At 43.9% G+C, this 20,279-nt stretch carries 19 protein-coding genes; 9 read left to right on the top strand and 10 right to left on the bottom strand.

Annotated elements, in window-relative coordinates; all coding sequences use genetic code 11:
- Positions 1-242 precede the first annotated feature (242 nt).
- From MSG34_RS11840 to MSG34_RS11855, 4 genes are all read right to left on the bottom strand, one after another.
- Positions 243-755 carry a YchJ family protein gene (locus MSG34_RS11840; protein WP_248337531.1) on the bottom strand — a complete coding sequence of 171 codons (513 nt, stop codon included), beginning with the start codon at positions 753-755 and terminating at the stop codon, positions 243-245.
- A gap of 136 nt (positions 756-891) precedes the next feature.
- A complete protein-coding gene (locus MSG34_RS11845; protein ID WP_248337533.1) occupies positions 892-2,109 on the bottom strand; it encodes an EAL domain-containing protein in 1,218 nt (405 codons plus the stop codon).
- A 123-nt stretch (positions 2,110-2,232) separates the two neighbouring features.
- Entirely contained in the window at positions 2,233-2,967 is a 735-nt protein-coding gene (lpxH, locus tag MSG34_RS11850) for a UDP-2,3-diacylglucosamine diphosphatase (protein WP_248337535.1), read from the bottom strand.
- Between the two features lie 84 nt (positions 2,968-3,051).
- Positions 3,052-3,546, bottom strand: a complete 495-nt coding sequence (locus MSG34_RS11855; protein ID WP_017060275.1) for a peptidylprolyl isomerase — start codon at positions 3,544-3,546, stop codon at positions 3,052-3,054.
- Between the two features lie 352 nt (positions 3,547-3,898).
- Here MSG34_RS11855 and cysS point away from each other — a divergent pair, with 352 nt between their 5' ends.
- On the top strand, positions 3,899-5,284 hold the full coding sequence (gene cysS / locus MSG34_RS11860) for a cysteine--tRNA ligase (protein ID WP_017060276.1): 1,386 nt from the start codon (positions 3,899-3,901) through the stop codon (positions 5,282-5,284).
- Positions 5,285-5,381: 97 nt separating this feature from the next.
- Positions 5,382-5,960 (top strand): thymidine kinase, encoded by a 579-nt coding sequence (locus tag MSG34_RS11865; RefSeq protein WP_017060277.1) that lies wholly within the window; start codon positions 5,382-5,384, stop codon positions 5,958-5,960.
- Between the two features lie 150 nt (positions 5,961-6,110).
- Here the strand turns inward: MSG34_RS11865 and MSG34_RS11870 are convergent, their stop codons facing one another.
- The 3 genes from MSG34_RS11870 to MSG34_RS11880 form a co-directional block, all read right to left on the bottom strand.
- Positions 6,111-6,776: a YdcF family protein gene (locus MSG34_RS11870; RefSeq protein WP_248337537.1), complete on the bottom strand. Its 666-nt coding sequence runs from the start codon at positions 6,774-6,776 to the stop codon at positions 6,111-6,113.
- Positions 6,769-7,623, bottom strand: a complete 855-nt coding sequence (locus MSG34_RS11875) for an NAD(P)H-binding protein (RefSeq protein ID WP_248337539.1) — start codon at positions 7,621-7,623, stop codon at positions 6,769-6,771. Before MSG34_RS11875 ends, MSG34_RS11870 begins: the two co-directional genes overlap by 8 nt.
- A gap of 114 nt (positions 7,624-7,737) precedes the next feature.
- Complete coding sequence (locus MSG34_RS11880) at positions 7,738-7,968, bottom strand: TIGR02647 family protein (RefSeq protein ID WP_017060280.1); 231 nt, start codon at positions 7,966-7,968, stop codon at positions 7,738-7,740.
- Positions 7,969-8,225: 257 nt separating this feature from the next.
- On the opposite strand from MSG34_RS11880, the gene MSG34_RS11885 reads away from it, so the two are divergent.
- The gene (locus MSG34_RS11885) at positions 8,226-9,533 is read left to right on the top strand and encodes an ATPase (RefSeq protein WP_248337541.1); all 1,308 of its coding nucleotides are present in this window, start codon (positions 8,226-8,228) and stop codon (positions 9,531-9,533) included.
- Positions 9,534-9,895: 362 nt separating this feature from the next.
- The gene (gene focA, locus MSG34_RS11890) at positions 9,896-10,738 is read left to right on the top strand and encodes a formate transporter FocA (RefSeq protein WP_248337543.1); all 843 of its coding nucleotides are present in this window, start codon (positions 9,896-9,898) and stop codon (positions 10,736-10,738) included.
- 354 nt (positions 10,739-11,092) lie between these two features.
- Here the strand turns inward: focA and MSG34_RS11895 are convergent, their stop codons facing one another.
- On the bottom strand, positions 11,093-11,887 hold the full coding sequence (locus MSG34_RS11895; protein WP_050621868.1) for an ABC transporter permease: 795 nt from the start codon (positions 11,885-11,887) through the stop codon (positions 11,093-11,095).
- Positions 11,888-12,324: 437 nt separating this feature from the next.
- On the opposite strand from MSG34_RS11895, the gene torE reads away from it, so the two are divergent.
- The 3 genes from torE to torA are packed head-to-tail and all read left to right on the top strand — an operon-like array spanning position 12,325 to position 16,226.
- Positions 12,325-12,507, top strand: a complete 183-nt coding sequence (gene torE / locus MSG34_RS11900; RefSeq protein WP_008222628.1) for a trimethylamine N-oxide reductase system protein TorE — start codon at positions 12,325-12,327, stop codon at positions 12,505-12,507.
- Positions 12,508-12,557: 50 nt separating this feature from the next.
- Positions 12,558-13,739, top strand: a complete 1,182-nt coding sequence (gene torC / locus MSG34_RS11905; RefSeq protein WP_017060299.1) for a pentaheme c-type cytochrome TorC — start codon at positions 12,558-12,560, stop codon at positions 13,737-13,739.
- A gap of 24 nt (positions 13,740-13,763) precedes the next feature.
- Positions 13,764-16,226 (top strand): trimethylamine-N-oxide reductase TorA, encoded by a 2,463-nt coding sequence (gene torA / locus MSG34_RS11910; RefSeq protein WP_052879880.1) that lies wholly within the window; start codon positions 13,764-13,766, stop codon positions 16,224-16,226.
- 294 nt (positions 16,227-16,520) lie between these two features.
- Here the strand turns inward: torA and MSG34_RS11915 are convergent, their stop codons facing one another.
- Positions 16,521-17,735: a putative manganese transporter gene (locus tag MSG34_RS11915; RefSeq protein ID WP_248337545.1), complete on the bottom strand. Its 1,215-nt coding sequence runs from the start codon at positions 17,733-17,735 to the stop codon at positions 16,521-16,523.
- 201 nt (positions 17,736-17,936) lie between these two features.
- Between MSG34_RS11915 and MSG34_RS11920 the strand changes: the two genes are divergently transcribed.
- Together MSG34_RS11920 and MSG34_RS11925 are read left to right on the top strand one after the other, a co-directional pair.
- On the top strand, positions 17,937-18,842 hold the full coding sequence (locus MSG34_RS11920; protein ID WP_248337547.1) for a manganese-dependent inorganic pyrophosphatase: 906 nt from the start codon (positions 17,937-17,939) through the stop codon (positions 18,840-18,842).
- 149 nt (positions 18,843-18,991) lie between these two features.
- The gene (locus tag MSG34_RS11925) at positions 18,992-19,381 is read left to right on the top strand and encodes a DUF2750 domain-containing protein (protein ID WP_004734596.1); all 390 of its coding nucleotides are present in this window, start codon (positions 18,992-18,994) and stop codon (positions 19,379-19,381) included.
- Positions 19,382-19,478: 97 nt separating this feature from the next.
- Here the strand turns inward: MSG34_RS11925 and MSG34_RS11930 are convergent, their stop codons facing one another.
- Positions 19,479-20,258: a DUF2927 domain-containing protein gene (locus MSG34_RS11930; protein WP_061039418.1), complete on the bottom strand. Its 780-nt coding sequence runs from the start codon at positions 20,256-20,258 to the stop codon at positions 19,479-19,481.
- Between the last annotated feature and the right edge of the window lie 21 nt (positions 20,259-20,279).

The following is a 20,279-nucleotide window of genomic DNA, read 5'->3' on the forward strand; positions in this document are numbered from 1 at the left end:
ATCGAACTACGTAACAGATAGATAAAAGCCCCGTAAACAAATATGTTTACGGGGCTTTTTAGCTTTTTAATTTTCAAGATTTCAAGATTTCAAGATTTCAAGATTTCAAGATTTCAAGATTTCAAGATTTCAAGATTTCTAAGCCCTACGTCACTTTTCTAAACTCTGACTTTACGTCATTCCGAGGAGCCTAAGCGACATCAGGAATCTCTTCTATTAGTCTGACTTCTTATTCGTGCGAGTTACCCGCAGCACTTCTTATACTTCTTTCCGCTACCACAAATACACGGGTCATTACGGCCGATCTTGAAGCTTTCAACCGTTTGGTTTAAGCGAGGATCGATTTCTGGCTGTGTAGTTTCTTCTTGCTCTGGGAACTCACCGTCGATATAGAACCATAGGCCGTTTTCACGAACGAAACGCGAGCGCTCTTGCATACAGTATTGTGCGCCGTCTTCATTGAAGTAAGCTTTAAATTCAACAAAGCCTTCGTCTTGGTGTGAACCTGCCGCAGTATCGATGACCTCTAACCCTGACCAATCACTGTCGATAGATTCGGCGATGCCTTCTCTTTGTGCTTCTGCATTGCAGCTAGGGTGGTAAGTCGCAACAACATAGTCAACCAAACCCAACACGTGCGCGGAATAACGAGAGCGCATCAATTGCTCAGGTGTTTCAACGGCGCTGTGGTTAAGGTGCGCTGATTCACAGCAATGTTGGTAAGTATTATTGCTACCGCATGGGCATAAAGACATAGTCAGATCCTGTAAAAATGGCCTCTATTAAGAGGCCATAAATGAATGCGTGGGAGTTTACCAAGAAACGATCGCTCACCAAAGTTTAGTTTCTGTTGAAGTTATTGAAATTATCAAAGTGTTAGCGCGAAGTTTACTATTTCAAGGCTGGAGACAATAGCTCTTGAGCCCAAGTCGTCGCTTCGTCATAAGCTTGACCAAGTTGAGCTTCACTCAGTTTGAGAAGCTGGCGAATACGAGTCGCTTCATCCCAACGAGCTTGTTCATAAGCAACCACCATCGCCAATACAGCGCCTAACACGCCTTTACGTTGAATCAAGGCCTGTTTGATCTCGATGTCGATCGGCACTGAATCGAGTACTTGTTTCAATGGTTGGTCAAAGAGTGAGTCCAATAGAGAGAACATACCGGTCAAAAATGCTTGTCCAGGCTCAACCTTAACATTCATCTTCTCAACCAAGAGTTCACACTGACGTGCGCGTATTACCGCTAAGCCATAAAGTGAGTCCGGCTTATCTTCTTTCGCGGATGCGATAGCCACCAGTGAAACGAACTTACGCAGCTTTTGTTCACCGAGGTAAATAAGCGCTTGGCGGAATGAACGAATCGTTGTTGGTGAACCGCCAGCGGAGTTGACGTAGGTAAGTAGCTTATACGACATGGTCACATCGAGCGTAATCAAACGCTCAACTTCGCCAAAGTCGATAGGATCGTGCGCAATCTCTTTTAACAGCTGAACGGTCGTCAGGAATGCTGGGTTGAGTGCACGTGTTTGGATCATCTCTGGCTTGCTAAAGAAATAACCTTGAAAGTAGGTGAAGCCTGCTTTTTTCGCTTCTTGGTATTCTTCGTACGTTTCCACTTTCTCAGCAAGGAACTTGATATCTAGTCCTTTGAGAGAGTTCACAAACATCGCTGCTTTGGCAATTGGTGTTAAACGGATATCGAACTTGATAATTGAAACGTAGGGTAAGAAGCGCTTCCAAGCTTTACTTGGCACAAAGTCGTCTAGCGCAATGGTATAACCCGCGTCAAAGATGGTTTTGATTGCTTCAAGTAACTCGTCTGTCGGTTCGCAGTCTTCAAGAACCTCAACAACGAGGCTTTCTTTGGGGAACAGAGTAGGGACTAAGTTGATTAGGCTTGCGTATGGGAAGTTCACGAAACCAAGCTTATCACCCAACGTATTATAGTGGGTCGATAAGAAGTGATCGGAAAGCAAACGGCTAGTAGCGAGCTCCGGCTCTACTTCAGGGAAAGTGTTCTTAGGACCATCCCTGAATAGCAACTCGTAACCTATGGTTTTCTTGCCTGTGTCGAGTATTGGTTGACGCGCTACGTATGAATATTTCAACTTGGTACTGTGTTCGGTTTATTTCTGATAGAGAGATAATAGCTAATTCACTAGAAATTACCATACACTTTCTAAGAAAGTCTGACCGATAATAATAATCAAAGTGAAAGTTTAATAGTGATGTTAAAAGCTATTGCTAAACGCTCGATTCTGTAGTTCACAACTTTGCGGCGTGAACACCAGCACTGAGCCTTGCGTATACCAATCGCCAAGTACGACACGGGTTTTAGTGCAATTATTAGCATTGAATGTATGGATGTCTGGGCGATGAGTATGGCCGTGGATCATCAAATCGACATTGTTTCGTTCCATCACATCTTCGACTTCTTGCTGTGTCACATCCATGATGTCGAGAGACTTGGTCTGCTTGTCATCTTTGATATCTGATTGAACCTTCGAAACAATTTTCTTCTTGATGAAAAATGGGATTCGGTTGAAGACCCATTGTAACCATGGCTGATGCACTTTTTCACGAAAGGCGAGGTACTTTACGTCTTCAGTACATAATGTATCACCATGCAACACCACCGCTTTTTGCCCGTAGATATCGATCGTAGAAACTTCATCGAGAAGTTGAACGCCCGTTTGCTTAGCAAATTTTTTGCCGACTAAGAAGTCGCGGTTCCCTTGAGTGAAGTAACAAGGCACGCCTGTTTTTACTAAGTCGATAAACGCTTGGCGGATAGAAGTTGCGAACTCACTCTTATCGTCGTCACCAATCCAGAATTCGAAAAGGTCGCCTAGCACGTAAAGTGCATCCGCTTCTATGGCTTCCTTTTTCATAAAGGTTAAGAAGCAGTCAGTGATGTCTTGTCGTGACGGAGAAAGGTGCAGATCTGATATAAAATATGTTTTCATAGGTCTAAAAAAAGGGAGCGATTCGCTCCCTGTATCCTGATTTTATCGGCTCATCAATTATTAATACTAATCGAAAACGATGGATTAAGCTTCGATTGTAGTACCAGTGATGATCACTTCTTCTAGAGGTACATCTTGGTGCATACCCATAGAACCAGTGCTTACACCTTTAATCTTGTTTACGATGTCCATGCCTTCAACAACTTCTGCGAATACACAGTAGCCCCAACCGTCTAGGCTTTCGCTACGGAAGTTTAGGAAAGAGTTGTCGTTAACGTTGATGAAGAACTGAGAGCTCGCTGAATGCGGTTCCATAGTACGAGCCATTGCTAGCGTACCAACTTTGTTTGCAAGACCGTTGTTTGCTTCGTTCTTGATCGTTGCACGAGTCGCTTTTTCTTTAAGGCCAGAAGTCATGCCGCCGCCTTGAATCATGAAACCATCGATAACACGGTGGAATAGTGTGTTGTCGTAGAAACCGTCACGGCAATACTGTAGAAAGTTTGCGCTTGTTTCTGGTGCTTTTTCTTCGTTAAGTTGAACTTTGATGTCACCAAAATTTGTGTGAAGGATGATCATGATTGTTACCTTACTGTCTTTTTAATATGAAGTTCGAATTCTAGCGCATGTTGGCAGACTTTCAAATCACCAAATCATTCACTTAACTCAGATGTTTGAGATAATACCAATCGTCGCAAATAACTGGTCATCCTAGCTTGTTAAAACACTTGATAACGTCGTTAGAAATTTTGAATGTAGAATAACTACTTATCGAAAATTTCTTCCTTGTTCTCAAGCATTTTTTCTGCGCTATTTATGACCATCTACTTACTGTGATTGGTATAATTCCTGCTTTTGGGGATTACCTATTAAGGTATGACTTGTTATACTGCGAGCTTATTTTGATTAATCCATAAAATAGATAGAGATCATGCTGAAGATATATAACACGCTCACAAGACAGAAAGAGGAATTCAAACCAATTACAGCTGGCAAAGTCGGCATGTATGTCTGTGGGGTAACCATATACGATCTCTGTCATATTGGTCATGGTCGTACGTTCGTTTCTTTCGACGTAGTAACTCGCTACCTTCGTTACCTTGGTTACGATTTGAACTTCGTTCGTAACATCACAGATATCGATGACAAAATCATCAAACGCGCTAACGAAAACGGTGAGTCTTGTGACTCTCTGACTGAGCGTTTAATCGGTGAAATGCACGCTGACTTTGATGCATTGAACATGAAGCGTCCAGATGTTGAGCCTCGTGCGACAGAATACATCACTGAAATCATTGAGCTTGTTGAAAAGCTGATTGAACGTGGTTTCGCATACGTTGCAAGCAACGGCGACGTGATGTTTGAAGTAAAGAAATTCGACGAATACGGTAAGCTTTCAAAGCAAGATCTTGATCAGCTTCAAGCGGGTGCTCGCGTTGATGTTGAATCTGCAAAACGTAGCCCATTAGACTTCGTTCTTTGGAAGATGTCTAAACCAGGTGAACCTACATGGGAATCGCCATGGGGCCCGGGTCGTCCAGGTTGGCACATCGAATGTTCAGCAATGAACTCGTCTATTCTTGGTAACCACTTCGATATCCACGGTGGTGGTTCAGATCTGCAGTTCCCTCACCACGAAAACGAAATCGCACAGTCTTGCTGCGCGCACGGCACTCAATATGTAAATACTTGGATGCACAGTGGTATGGTGATGGTAGACAAAGAAAAGATGTCTAAATCACTGGGTAACTTCTTCACTATCCGTGACGTGCTAGCACATTACGATGCTGAAACGGTACGTTACTTCCTAATGTCTGGTCACTACCGTAGCCAGCTAAACTACAGCGAAGATAACCTAAACCAAGCTCGTGCATCACTAGAGCGTCTATACACGTCACTTCGTGGCCTCGACCTTACAGCCGCTCCTGCCGGTGGCGAAGAGTACGTGACTCGATTCTCTACAGCGATGAACGATGATTTCAACACACCTGAAGCTTATTCAGTACTGTTTGAAATGGCTCGTGAAATCAACCGTATCAAGCCTGAAAGCATTGAAAAAGCAAGCGGACTTGGTGCATTGATGCGTGAACTAGCAGACATCATCGGTATTCTTCACCAAGAGCCAGAAGCGTTCCTTCAAGGTGATGCGGCTGGTAACGACGACGAAGTAGCTGAAATTGAAGCGTTGATCAAACTGCGTAACGACTCTCGTGCTTCAAAGGATTGGGCAAACGCCGATCTTGCGCGTGATAAGCTAAACGAGTTGGGTATTGTTCTGGAAGATGGCCCAGAAGGTACGACTTGGCGTCGTAAGTAAATCTTATAAAAAGGGCTGATTTTCAGCCCTTTTTTCTAGCACGAATTCTCTATTTCACCTTTTCTATCTTCAACTTTTAATTAACAGGAATATTTCTGTGGCTCAGATGTATTTTTATTACTCGGCAATGAATGCGGGTAAATCAACAACGCTTCTTCAATCTTCATTCAACTACCAAGAACGTGGCATGACGCCAGTGATCTTTACGGCAGCGTTGGACGACCGCTATGGTATCGGTAAAGTGAGCTCACGAATTGGTCTGCAATCTGAAGCTCAGCTGTTTAAAAATGACACCAACATGTTTGATGCGATCAAAAAGCTCAATGAGGAAGAAAAGCGTCATTGTGTTTTGATCGATGAGTGCCAATTTTTATCGAAGGAGCAGGTATACCAATTAACAGAAGTGGTTGATAAGCTTCACATCCCTGTACTTTGTTACGGCCTACGTACCGATTTCCTGGGTGAACTGTTTGAAGGTAGCCGTTACTTATTGTCTTGGGCAGACAAACTTGTTGAGTTGAAAACAATTTGTCACTGTGGCCGTAAAGCGAACATGGTAATTCGTACCGACGAGCACGGTGTGGCGATTGCTGAGGGCGACCAAGTGGCTATTGGCGGTAACGACAAATACGTTTCTGTTTGCCGTCTGCACTACAAAGAAGCGTTGGGTAAATAAGCCGATCTATTTGCTAACGCGAAAGAACGAAAAACGGTGACCAAGTGTCACCGTTTTTGTTTATTGGGCCTGTGTTTTGCTTTCTTCCAAGCCGAGCTTTTGTTTTATTCCCGATCGAGCTTTTATTTTATTCGAAGTCGATCTTTTGACTTATTCGAAACCGAGCTTCTTCAATGCTTGATAGGCGTGGTCAACGTCGTCGGGGATCGGCATCTCAATCTGAAAGCCTTTCGCTGGGTAGATTTTGATTCGCTCGTAATCAGCAATCAACGCACCTAACACCATGTCTAACGGCAACTCTTCGTTAAAGTAATCAACCCAATCCTGCCATTTTGAAGTCACCGTGACTTCTGTCGTTTCTTCAGGCCACTGTTTGCTGAAGGTGGCGTAGGTACGTTTCTCCATAAAGGGCTTCTGAACTAAGGTTAGCCTCTTCGGCGATAACCCTTGCTCTGTCAGCAATTTATGAGTGAATCGTACATTTTCCCCAGTATTTGTCGCGTATTTCTCTATGATAATGTCAGAGTCAGGCACACCACAATCTCGTGCGATAGAAGCGAATGTTTCTGCTTCTGAGCGTTCAAAGCTTCCTTCCGTAAAGCGTCCCACACCACCAGAAAAAACAATGTAAGGCGCGACCTTTTGATTATACAGATCCGCTGCGTACTCAGCGACACGAGTATCATTACTGCACAACACAAAGATACAGTCTGAAGGCGTAACCTTGTGACCCATAGACATAAAGTTCCAAAGAGTGTCGACTGAGCGATGCAGTTTTATGTTGGGATCTTTGTTAGCAATAGATTGTTCAGTCATGAAGTGCGTCCAGTGTGGATTCGAATTTAAATGAATAACCTAAGTCGAGAATCTTCTTCGAAGAGATTAACTTGTCTGGGGTATCAACAACGTCCGGTAGAGGCTCACTACTGTTGGCGCTTTTCAGTGCCGCGGCATAAAACTCCGCCTTACTGACCGTATTTGGTGTGGTCACGTTAACTACTTCGTTGTGCAGTTGACTGATAGCGAAATCGACAGCACCAATCGCGTCATCAAGGTGCAGCATGTTGGCTGGAGCTTGGGTGCTGACTTGTTTTAACTTGCTTGCGAAGCGTGATGGGTGACGGCTTGGGCCGATTAAGCCACTAAAGCGAAGAATGGTGTAGTCGATACCGGAATCAATCACTGACTGTTCAGCTTGCAGCATGATTCGTGCGTTATCGGAAAATGAAGACGCGTTCTCGTTACCTGAGGTTGAAAGGGGGAGTGATGCATCCAGCTCGTTCAACACACCCGGCTTGGTTGGGTATACCGTGGTTGAACTAACCATAATGAGCTTTTTAATGTTGGCCTTTTGGCATGCATTGGTGAGTTGCTGCCAATAGTCGGCATACTCTTGTCCTGCTCCTTTTCTAAAGCCAGGAGGGAAGCTGCCAATCACAATTTCAGTGTTGTTTTCGAGTAACAATGAATAGAGTCGCCCGATAGTCTGTTGTGGATCGGATGAATCAAAGCTAAACACTTCACATGGAATTTGTTCGCTACCAATGGCATCTGCTCCCGCTTGGGTCGTTTTCGTGACCACCACTCGGTTACCATGTTTTTCTAAATGTTCAGATAAAGGTGCACCTACCCATCCTGCACCGACAATAAATATAGAAGCCATGTGTTCCTCACAACTGCAAATGACGAATTTACATTAAGCCTAACAAAGCTTTGCCCAAAAATGAAAAAACTCCACGGCCGAAGCAAGTGGAGTTTTTACTAGAACAATGGAGTTTTAGTTTAGTACGCGAAGAAGCTTGTCTGCGCGCTCTGCCATCTCGATACCTTCATCAGTTAGATAACCGCCGTCTGGCTGAGTACAAAGGTTTTTTTCGAATAGGCGCTTAACAGCGTCTTGAGTTTCTTGAGCAGCCTCTTGATGAACTTTAATTCCAGTAGCAGCACTACTTACATCAAATTGAAGAAGGAGGTTTAAATCAGCAATATGTTCAGCGTTGTACTTCATAATTAACCTATATATTCATAACGTTCTCTACCTTCACCTTAGTGCGCATTCTCGGCTCAGGCAATAGCAAATAAAGAGAATTGATAAGTGATACCAAATTGATTGATTAATCATCGGGTGATGAGTTTATTTTGGTTATATTGGGTGATTTGCACCCACTTAAATCATCAATGATGTTTATTGCTAAGTGGTTGTAATATATTGTGACTAGAAATAATTTGCATTGAGCGAATATTGTATAAAAAGGATATGCATAAGTGAGAGCGAACAAAGTAGCATTAACGATCAGTATGCTATTTGCTATCTCAGGTTGTCAAAGCACACCCTCAGAGCAGACAGACGCGAACCAAACCACAAACAACAATAATGAATCGACAATAGAGGTTCGTTCATTTCAGTCTGTCCAAAGCGTTTACTCCGAATGGGAAGTTAAGCTTGAAGACCATGCTCAATTGTCTCTCTATGCACCAGAGAATTACAATGAACTATTAGACGCATGGGATGATGCTGAAAGCATTTATGCGGACTTACTGAAAGACGAAACTCGAATAACCAAGAGTTACTCCATTTTTTCGAGCCTAACTTACGCAGAAGCGTTCGATGAAAAAATCGCTTTGATCAAATCAAACTATGACTCGATCTTAGTGTTAAAGAAGAAGGCTGACCGAGTGCTCGCTGATTCGATTGTCCAAATGGATTACCTGAAGTTTCTTGGCGCAGATACCATGTTTGCCTCGAGCTACAAACGTTTGTATTCAGAATACAGCGAGTTGTTCGAGTATGTGCTGGTCGATGAGCTTGAAGACGCTCAAGAAGCTCAGGTGGAATTTCTTAACAATGCTCGCTTACTAGAAGTTAAAGTGGCGCATAAGAAATACATCGAACCTTTGAAGAACGAATTAGAGTTCTTGGAAGATGAAGACTTTGATGACGTTGCTCCTCTAACCTTTGCTAAGGCGGCATCTCAAATTGCGTTGGCCGAAAGCCAAGTGAAAGCTAGCCCTCGTGAAAAGTCGATCATTGAAGATGCGGTTCACGCTGCAGAGTTTGAATTGAACCACGTGCGCAGTGTTGCTCATGAAGTCAAAGTGCTGGCGAGCGTAAAAGGCGACCAGTTCGAACAGTCGGTTTTGAATGCAGAGAACCAGCTACTGAGCATTTCACAAATCGTCAATGATGAAGATTACCGTGATGTTGGCTTACGTCAGCAATCACAGAAGATTGTAGCGAGTGTTAAAGCGTTAAAACGCTCTGATATGACAGGACTTTTAAAGTCAGAGATTGAAACTTTGACTGCGCAATTGGCTAAGCTGGAGTCTGAAAACCAGAAGCAAGCGCAGCAACTGTCTGAAGCAACCAAGCACAGTGAGTTGCTCGGTGAGCAGATTACCAAGAGTGATGCTCACATTAAAAGCTTAGAAGAGTTAGTGGATAGTTTGAAAAGCTTAGGTGGCAAAGTTGCCAACGAAAGTGACTCTGGTGTGATGTCCCCGGCTGTTGAATCTACTCTAGAGGATTCAACCCTAGAACAATCATCAGAAGAAGTGATTGAACCTTCGGTTTAGCATCACTAATTTCTTTATTTGTGATTGAGTTAAAAGCGCCTTAGGGCGCTTTTTTACGTTCTGTTGATCTATGTCAAAATCTAGAAATAAAAGCGCTCTGTGAGCCATTTTAGTGTACGTTATTCTTTTGGTTTTAACGTAACTTGTTGATATTTATAGGTGTGTTATTTTCTATGCTGATAACTAATCATTCAGCAGAGTTTTCTTTTTACTACTAAAGTCGTATGAATTTGGAATAACTCGGACTATTTGCTTTCAACAAGGCTGTTAGAGCTATTTTGTGCCTAAAATAGCTCTTGAATTCAGAAATGAAAGAGAGGATTATCGCGCTCCCGACGACATGTTTCAAAATGTAAATCATCATGAATCTAAACCAATTTGACTCATTATTACCGCCACAAATGGCTGAGCGCGCTGCAGATATTGGCGTAGGTAAAGCAACCAAAGATCCAATCAAATCTTTTCTCCTAGCGATTTCCGCTGGCATACACATCGGTATTGCGTTTGTGTTCTACACCATCGTAACGACTGGTGCTGGTGATTTGCCTTGGGGTATTACTCGCCTATTAGGTGGCCTTGCATTTAGCTTGGGCTTAATTCTCGTTGTTGTTACCGGTGGTGAGCTATTTACCAGTTCGGTGCTGACTCTGGTTGCTCGTGCAAGTGGCAAGATTAGTTGGCGGACGCTCGTTAAGAACTGGGCTACAGTTTATGTAGGTAACTTGATTGGCGCATTGCTGCTGGTGGCTTGTATGTTACTGACCAAACAGTACATGTTCGACCACGGTCAAGTGGGTTTGAATGCAATGGCGATCTCCCAACATAAGATGCACCACGATTTTATCCAAGCTATCGCGCTCGGCATCATGTGTAATGTATTGGTTTGTATCGCGGTATGGATGACGTTTAGTGGACGCACACTGACTGACAAAATTGCGGTAATGATTTTACCTGTAGCGATGTTCGTATCGGCTGGTTTCGAGCACTGTATTGCGAATATGTTCCAAGTGCCTTTAGCTATCGGTATCAAAACATTTGCTCCGGCTGAATTTTGGACCATGACAGGTGCTAACCCTGCCGATTATGTCGACTTAAACATGATCGACTTTCTGATGAATAATCTATTGCCTGTGACTTTAGGTAACATCATTGGCGGCGGTATCTTTGTTGGCATGTGGTACTGGTTGATCTACCTACGTGACTAATAAAGGTGGCGCTATCGACAAAGATGGCGTGACTAACTCAGTTGACGAAATGAGTTAACGCTCTGTGGAAACACTGAACTGACTTATGACATTTACAAGACGGTCTGCATTGCAGGCCGTTTTTTATTTGTGGAAAACCTACTTCTTCATCTCTCTAATGATCATCTGAGTACGCAACAGCGCTGATCACCATGTGTGTATATGTCTTTGAAATCACCCAAAGATCAAAGGCGATGATCTTTCCTTGGGTCGAAATGGACAAAAAAGGATCTATATTGATTTGGTTATCCACAGTTTCTGTGGATAACCTGTCTCAAATTCAGTGAGTAACCAGATCTAAGTGGAGTAGGGAGGCTATTTCGAAGGCTGTATTTGAGCGAGAACTCGCCCTTCTTTGGTCAGAGATGTCTTCAATGAGAGGTGAAGCGCAAGTGCTAAAGAACAGCTCATCATCACGAAAATCGCCAGCATGATCATCAGTTGATACTTAATCGCGATCATCGGTGAAGCACCACCTAAGATCTGCCCCGTCATCATTCCCGGCAGCGTTACTAGGCCTGTGGTTGCCATAGAGGCCATGATAGGGGACATCGCTTTCTGTATCGCATTACGTACAAAAGGCGCAGCAGCATAAGTAGGAGACGCGCCTAACGCGATTGCTGCTTCATATTCTGATTTCTGTGTTTCAAAGGCACTAAACAGGTTCTGCAATGCCACGATATTACTGCTTAAGCTATTACCCAATAACATCCCTGCGATTGGGATAAGGTACTGCGCGTTAAAAACCGGTGTCGGCTTAATGATGAAAAAGCAGATGAACAAGACAATAGGTACACAAGTTACCGCAAGGCTAACGGCGACAGGAGCCAAAAGTAGGTTTCTTGGCAGTCTAGATTTTTCAACAATCGAGCTTGCACCGACGATAATCATCGTAAATAACCACAGCAAATTGACCCACAAACTATTCAAAGTGAACAAGTATTCTAGGTAAAGTCCCACCAGAAATAGCTGAATAACCATACGAATGATGCTGATAGAAGCCTCTTTGCCAAGGCCGAGTTTTAACTTGTGGTTGATGGTAATGGGTAGCAAGAGAAGTGAGCTGAAGAACAATAACTGCCACCAAGATATATCAATAACGTCTTGCATAATGTTTCCTTTTAAGTAGGTCCCCATCATATCTGAAAGTGCCAAATGATGCATTTCAGCTTCTCAGCCGTTGCTTTAAAAAATACTCAATAATTTAACAATCAAACCACAAAATATTGGTTGTTTGAGGCATTTTTGGCTACTACTTAGTAGGTAAAACGTTAAAATTGGTTACAATATGGTTGCGCAGGTGTTGGAGTTTAACATTTGTGAAATATACTTAATTCTTCACATTTGTTAATACTTTTTAATAACTTTGTTTAACTAAAAACAACTTTGGATGAGCTCAAAAAAGTATTGATTAGCAAGGGTTATAACGGGAGATTTGATTGAACCCTACTTTGAGTATGGTCTAAAATTTGTCGTTAGATACTTAAGAACTTTAGCCCCATAGAATGGGTTACTCGAAATTACTAAATACAAAATAGGCAAAATGTATGAGTGATGTTAATAAAATTGAAACTGGCGAAAAACGCTCGTTGGAGTGGAAGTCTTTCCTCTTCATCGCGGTGGTTCTCTTTCCAATATTAAGTGTGGCTTTTGTAGGTGGTTACGGCTTCCTAGTTTGGGCACTGCAAGTGTTTGTATTCGGACCTCCTGGTGCTCACGGCGGCATGTAATGCCCTCTAGTAACAACATTTTTTAAAATCAATATTTAAGAGAGCTAAACATGAAATCATTTTTAGTTAAATTATGGCGCACAATGACTCGCCCAGCGGTACACATCAGTCTTGGTGTACTAACTATGGGTGGCTTTATCGCCGGTGTTATTTTCTGGGGCGGTTTTAACACAGCTCTAGAGCACACAAATACAGAAGAATTCTGTGTAAGCTGTCACACCATGCGTGACAACGTATACGTAGAACTACAAGAAACGGTTCACTGGAAAAACACTTCTGGTGTACGTGCTACTTGTCCTGACTGTCACGTTCCACATGAATGGACAGCAAAAATTGCTCGTAAGATGCAAGCATCTAAAGAAGTATTCGCTCAAGTGTTTGGTGACTTAGATACACCTGAGAAATTCGAAGCTCGTCGTATCGAACTGGCTAAACACGAATGGGATCGTTTCTCTTCGAACAAATCTCTAGAGTGTAAAAACTGCCACAACTACGATTCAATGGATTTCGAAAACATGCGCCCAACAGCACGTATCCAGATGAAGAACGCGGCAGAGCGTGATCAAAGCTGTGTTGACTGTCACAAAGGTATTGCTCACAACCTTCCATTAGATATGGCATCAGCAAGCGGTATTGTTGGCGAGCTAGAAAATGTAGCAAGCAGCACATCTTACGCAAATGGTTCAGACGTGATCTCTATTCGTCACCTACCAATGTACACAGATGAAACAGCTGAAGTTGAAGCGGGTCTATTAAGCCCTGCAAGTAAAGTTGCTGTGATCGACGAAAAAGGCGACATGATCAAGATTCAAATCGACGGTTGGCGTAAAGCGAAAGGCTTCGGACGTGTAATCCAAGAAGACTTCGGTATGAACATCTCGACTGCAATCTTGACGAAAGAAGTATCTCAAAGTGACGTAATCACTGTTGGTGAGAAGAAAGAAGATGAGCTAACTGGCCTTCCTTGGGAAGAAGTTAACCTAGCACTTTGGATGAAGAAAGAGTCTATGGTTGATAACTTCGATCCAATCTGGAACGCAGCTGGTCAAGCGTACCAATCTAACTGTTCAACGTGTCACTCACAGCCAGATGAAGCTCACTTCAGCGCTAACGGTTGGGTAGGCATGCTAGATGGTATGATTGCATTCGTTAACTTCGATACAGATACAGAAGCACTTGTTCTTAAGTATCTACAGAAGCACTCATCAGATTTTTCTGAAGGCCATCACTAATAAGACGTCAATTGGAGTAACACAATGGCAATTACAAGAAGAAGTTTTCTGAAAGGTGTCGCGACGACAAGTGCGGCATCGGTTATCGGTCCAAGCTTATTGGCGTCGGCTTCAGCATCAGCTGCAGAAACAGACGGCGCGTGGAAAGTCTCTGGTTCTCACTGGGGTGCATTCCGAGCTCGCGTTTACGCGGGTAAAGTACAAGAAATTAAACCTCTAGAAATCGATCAGCACCCAACAGAGATGCTGAAAGGTATTAAAGGTATTATCTACAGCCCATCACGTGTGCGTTACCCAATGGTTCGCCTGGATTGGTTGAAAAAGCATAAATACAGCGCAGATACGCGTGGTAACAACCGCTTTATTCGTGTGACTTGGGATGAGGCACTAGACCTTGTTTACCGCGAACTAGAACGCGTACAGAAAGATTACGGTCCATGGGCGCTTCACACAGGTCAAACTGGTTGGAGACAAACGGGTCAGTTCCACAGCTGTACTAACCACATGCAACGTGCAATGGCACTTCACGGTTACTCTGTGAAGAAAATCGGTGACTACTCGACAGGTGCTGGTCAAACGATCATGCCTTACGTGCTAGGTTCTACTGAAGTATATGCTCAAGGTACATCTTGGGAACTTATCCTAGAAAACAGTGACAACATTGTTCTTTGGGGTAACGATCCAGTTAAAAACCTTCAAGTAGGTTGGACATGTGAGACTCACGAGTCGTTCGCATACCTAGAACAGCTGAAAGAAAAAGTTGCTAAGAAAGAGATCAACGTTGTTTCTGTTGACCCTGTTAAAAACAAAACAGGTCGTTACCTAGAAAACGAGCAAATGTACATCAACCCACAAACTGATGTGGCGTTCATGCTTGGTGTTGCTCACGTTCTTTACAACGAAGGCCTATACGACAAGAAGTTCATCGAAACTTACTGTCTAGGTTTTGAAGATTTCATCAAGTACGTTCAAGGTGAAACGAAAGATAAAGTTGAGAAGACTCCTGAGTGGGCTTCTGCTATCTGTGGCGCAAGCGCGGACTCTATCCGTGACTTCGCTAAGATGCTGGTTAACGGTCGTACACAGATTCTTGTTGGTTGGAGTATCCAACGTCAAGAGCACGGTGAACAGCCTTACTGGATGTGTGCAGTTATCGCAGCAATGGTTGGTCAAATTGGTCTTCCGGGCGGTGGTATCTCTTACGGTCACCACTACTCTGGTATCGGTGTATCTTCAACTGGCTTCGCTGCTCCGGGTTCTTTCCCGCTGAACATCGACCAAGGTCAAACGCCTAAGTACACCAACACAGATTACAACGGTTACAGCCGCGTAATCCCTGTTGCTCGTTGGGTAGATAGCTTGCTAGAGCCAGGTAAGAAGATCAAAGCAAACGGCGCGACAGTGACACTGCCTGACATCAAGATGATGGTATTCAGTGGTAACAACCCGTGGCACCACCACCAAGATCGCAACAAGATGCGTAAAGCATTCAAGAGCCTACAAACTGTAGTGGCTGTTGATTTCGCTTGGACTGCAACTTGTCGTCACTCTGATATTGTTCTTCCAGCTTGTACTCAGTGGGAACGTAACGATATCGATGGTTACGGTGCGTACTCTGGTCGTGGTTTGATCGCAATGCACAAGCTAGTGGATCCTCTGTTCCAGTCTAAGACTGACTTCGAGATCATGTCTAGCCTGACTAAGCGTTGGGGTCGCTACGACGATTACACGCGTGGTATGGACGAAATGCAGTGGGTTAAATCTCTGTACGACGAATGTCGCGCTTCAAACGAAGGCAGCTTCGAAATGCCTGAGTTTGCTGAGTTCTGGGAGAAAGGTTTCCTAGACTTCGGTAAAGGTAAGCCATGGACTCGCCACGCTTCATTCCGTGAAGATCCAGAGATCAACGCACTAGGTACTCCTTCTGGTTTCATCGAAATCACAAGCCGTACTGTTGGCAACATGGGTTACGAGCACTGTCAAGAACACCCAATGTGGTTCGAGAAATCTGAACGTTCACACGGTGGTCCAGGCTCTGACAAACACCCATACTGGCTACAATCTTGTCACCCAGACAAGCGTCTTCACTCTCAGATGTGTGAATCTGAAGAGTGGCGTGCGACTTACGCGGTACAAGGCCGTGAGCCAATCTACATCAACCCAGTAGATGCTAAGAAGAAAGGCATCAAAGATGGCGATGTAGTACGTGTGTTCAACGACCGTGGTCAACTACTAGCGGGTGCTGTTCTAATGGATAGCTATGCTCCTGGTGTTGTTCGTATCGAAGAAGGTGCTTGGTACGGTCCGATCAACGAGAAAGTGGGCGCGCTAGATACATACGGCGATCCAAACACACTGACTCAAGATATCGGTACGTCTGAACTTGCTCAAGCAACGTCAGCAAACACATGTTTGGTAGACTTCGAGAAGTTCCAAGGCAAACTGCCTCCAGTAACTTCATTCGGTGGTCCAATCGAAGTTTCTTAAGCATCTCGCTTAAAGGCTAAGATTAAAGCTTGAATTAAAGCCCCTGTAAGTACTCTTACAGGGGCTTTTTGTATTTTTGATATCTGTGTTGGTGTTTCTAAATAAGCATTGTACAGGGCTAATAGAGGGCGTTTTTGAGACAGGCTGTAACGTGCTATTTGAGAGCAGTAGTAGAAACAGTGGATCAGGAAGGGAAGGTCAAAAAAACTGTGGAAAGACTTAGGCTGACGGAAACAAAAAGGCCGATACAAAGTACCGACCTTACAGAAGCCTATGGAGTTAAGTCTGATCACGTTAGATCTCAAACATAAACCAATAGCCATAAGCACAGATTAAAGCGGGCACACTTGAATACAAGGTTGCGACCAGTGCTGCTTTCGGTGCCATCGCAATCGCAGGAAATAGTGCATCACCATCATTTGAAATTGCGTTACCTACCTGAGCCGAAAGTGGTAGTGCGCCTGAAAGGTATAAGCTAGTGACCAATAATTGTGGTCCACAGCCCGGTAGCAAACCCATCAACACGCCAGCCAGGGGGAGCATGATGCCCCAGCTTGAGAATAGCGTCGCAAAATCGACATTTGCTATTACAGAGCCGAACTCAAAGAAAAGGAAGGCAACCACCACCCAAGCGGTAACAAAGTTTGTATCTTGAGCGGTCTTTTGCAGTGGATGAGAGCCCATACATTTTTCGTCCTCACTCACAGCTGATTTGTAATCCTCAATTTCGCGGGTCAGACCCCATAGAAACATTGAGCTAATCAGTAAGATTGTTCCCGCCCATTCCATCGACATTTCAGGCAACGCGAGCAACTCGTTGACATCGACTTGAAAAGAGCCAAGTAGAGCCACCGCAGCACCGGGAATAATCAGCACAGACCATAGGTAGCCTTGCAGGTTGATCGCCTTTTTAGAGACGGATTCTTTGTCTTGGGATTGAGATGAGCAACTGCGAACGGCTTCATTTTGCTCAGCCTGTTTTGGACGTAAGAAGTCATCGGCATGGAATAGGTTAATGATTCGACCTGACGCTGTACCCACAATCACGCCCATCGCCATCATAGCTAAACCGGTTTTAGGCTCACTTGCTATCAACAAGAAGGCAGCATCGCCCATGGTAGAGACAAGTACAGCAACAACCGCGCCGAACCCAAGTTTGCCGGATATAAACTGTGTAGTAACCACAATCGCACCACCACAACCGGGCAGTGCGCCCATCAAAGCGGCAAACACCACTTGGTTTGAACGAGACTGATGTACAAGCTTGTTGAATACATTGTCTTTGTTGATGTAAAGGCTTAACCCGTGGTAAATAGCCAAAGTTAAAGCAACGTAGCAAGACACTGCCCAGAAGGCATCTGACAGCGTGGTCACCGTCAGATCTCGTGTAGCCGGGGCTGCAACCAATGCTGCTAGTGAGATGGGTAAAAGCAGGCGCTTAAATGAGAGTGAAAACTGAGTTGTTTTCGCAGCGCTGCTGCTTGGCAAAAAAGAGATTAGTCGATCCATAGGTGTTACTCAACAATAGTGGCTTAAGATAAATATATACGAATGATAATAATTATCAATTGCATTTGTTGTTTTTTTATCTATTGTTATTATTGGCTAAACCTACGAAACATGACCAATCTAAAAAAATGAGGTAAAGTATGGCTAATAAAGAGAGGCTCTAAAGGTAGAGTCATAATTGTTAGTGTAATAGGAAGAAACATGATTTTAGTTGTTGGTCACAAAAACCCTGATAGTGACAGTATTTGTAGTGCGTTAGTTGCAACAGAGCTTCTTAAAGCTCGTGGCGAGGAAGCGACACCAATTCGCCAAGGCGAGATCAACCGCGAAACTCAACACATTCTAGAAGTTGCTGGCGCTGAAAAACCAGAGCTTCGTACTTCTGTTGCTGGTGAGAAAATCTGGCTAGTAGACTACTCAGATCTAGCACAAGCACCAGACGATGTTGCTGAAGCAGAGATCGTAGGTATTGTCGATCACCACCGTCTAGGCGATGTGATGACAGTAAACCCAATGGAAGCTTGGATCTGGCCTGTTGGTTGTACAAACACTGTACTTTTCAACATGTTCAAGATTGAAGGTCACGCAATCTCTCAACAAATCGCTAAACTAATGATGTCTGCAATTCTTTCAGACACAGTGGGTTTCGCTTCTCCAACATGTACTCAAAAAGACAAAGACGCGGTTGCTGAGCTTGCTGAAATTGCTGGCGTAACTGACGTTGATGCATTCATCAAAGCGCTTCTAATCGCTAAGACAAACATCGAAGGCCTATCTGCTGCACAGCTAGTAGAAAAAGACCTTAAAGGCTACCCATTCAACGGTCGTGATGTTGTTGTTGGTCAAGTTGAACTTGCGACTCTTGAGCAAGTAGACGGCATGATTGAAGCTCTAGAAGCTGATCTTGAAGAGCGTTGTGAGAAAGATGGTTTAGCATTTGCTGCGGTAATGCTAACTGACATCACTACTGCGCAAACTCGCCTTCTTTACAAAGGTGAGTGGGCTGAGAAACTGGTTAAGCACGAGAAAGACGGCGTATTGATGATGGAAAATACACTAAGCCGTAAGAAGCAAGGCTGGCCTTGGCTACAAGGTGAGCTTGTTTAATCAAGTCGCTTAATATTAAACGCCTGCTTATTTAGCAGGCGTTTTTCTTTGAAGTAGACTTTCTTCTTCATCGATAATGTTTGAAGTTAAAAACACTCGGCATAAAATAGCTTTAAGAGCAAAGTTACTGACTAAAGTAGGAAATTAAGATGACTACACAGCTAGACGATAAAAAAATCGCTGAAATCAACAAGTATACGGGCGAGCAACGCCTGAAATACTGTGTGAAAGAAATCGTAGCAAACCGTGAAGTATGGATCTTAACCGATGAACACGGTTGTGTAATGCTGAACACAGAAGATGAAGACTGTGTTCCAGTATGGCCAAACCAAGAGTTCGCCGAATCATGGGCAACGGGTGATTGGTCTGAGTGTAAAGCTGAGTCTATTTCGTTGAACAAATGGCACAGTCGCTGGACGAACGGTCTAGAAGACGACGAACTTGCTGTTGTAGTATTCCCGAACGAGCAAGAAGAAGGCGTTATCTTGTTTCCGGATGAGTTCGACTTCGAATTGAAAAAGCAGGCAGCTAAGCGCTAGTTCTTTCGTAATACAGTAACATCGTAAGTCAGCGTTGCCTTTCTTAGGCAGCGCTATCATTCAATTATCCCATCTAAGTTGTTTCAACGTATTTTCTTCAATACCCAATCAACTGATACAAAGGCGCTTGCTGTGCGGCTTTAGAAGCTTGTTGAAGCACACCTGTTTTGCTGTATCTCTTGAGTATCTTTCGAGCGATAGGTTTTACTTCAGATTTTGTCATTCCAGCTTTCAGTTCTGGTTCATACAGCAGTTGCAGTAGCACTACGTCTAAGGGCGATAATAAGTCTTCTGGCGTATGGTCATTGAAAATAGAAGGGTAGGCTTTATCTGAATCATTCGGCAGGCCGAGAACCTGTGTGATCTCTTCCACGATACAGGCGACCAGCTTACCTCGCGATCTGGCCTGATCAACCGGGATTACAATCCCAGCGTAAACAATCTCACCTTTAGAATTGGTTCGATAACCCGCCGTACAGATGGCGCTATTTAAATGCTGAGTCGATTTGAGCTTGAGCACCGATTTCGCCTCAGATATCCACTGACTCTGCCTTGTGTATATCCATTTAACGTTCGCTTCGGACTCTTTACTGACGATTGTTATCGGATGCTGGGTGACTTCAGATAAGTGTTTGATATGAAGCTCTGTGAGCTCTTGATGCAGTTCCTCATCGCCCACTCTATGATCGATCCAAATCTTGATAGGTTGTTTCCACTTGGCGAGCGGTTTGCTGCCTTGGGAGTATTCGTGTTGAAGCGCGACGTTATAAAAGGCAGTTTCGACGAAGCTTCTATCTAGCCATGTGAGCGGTGTGCTTGTCGCGTTAAAGGAAAGCAGTACCAACAAGAGGGGAAGCATTGAAGCTGTTCGATACATACTTTTCCCCTCTGCTGAATT

It is taken from the genome of Vibrio sp. 1CM2L (assembly GCF_023161695.1).
Taxonomy (GTDB): domain Bacteria; phylum Pseudomonadota; class Gammaproteobacteria; order Enterobacterales; family Vibrionaceae; genus Vibrio; species Vibrio coralliirubri.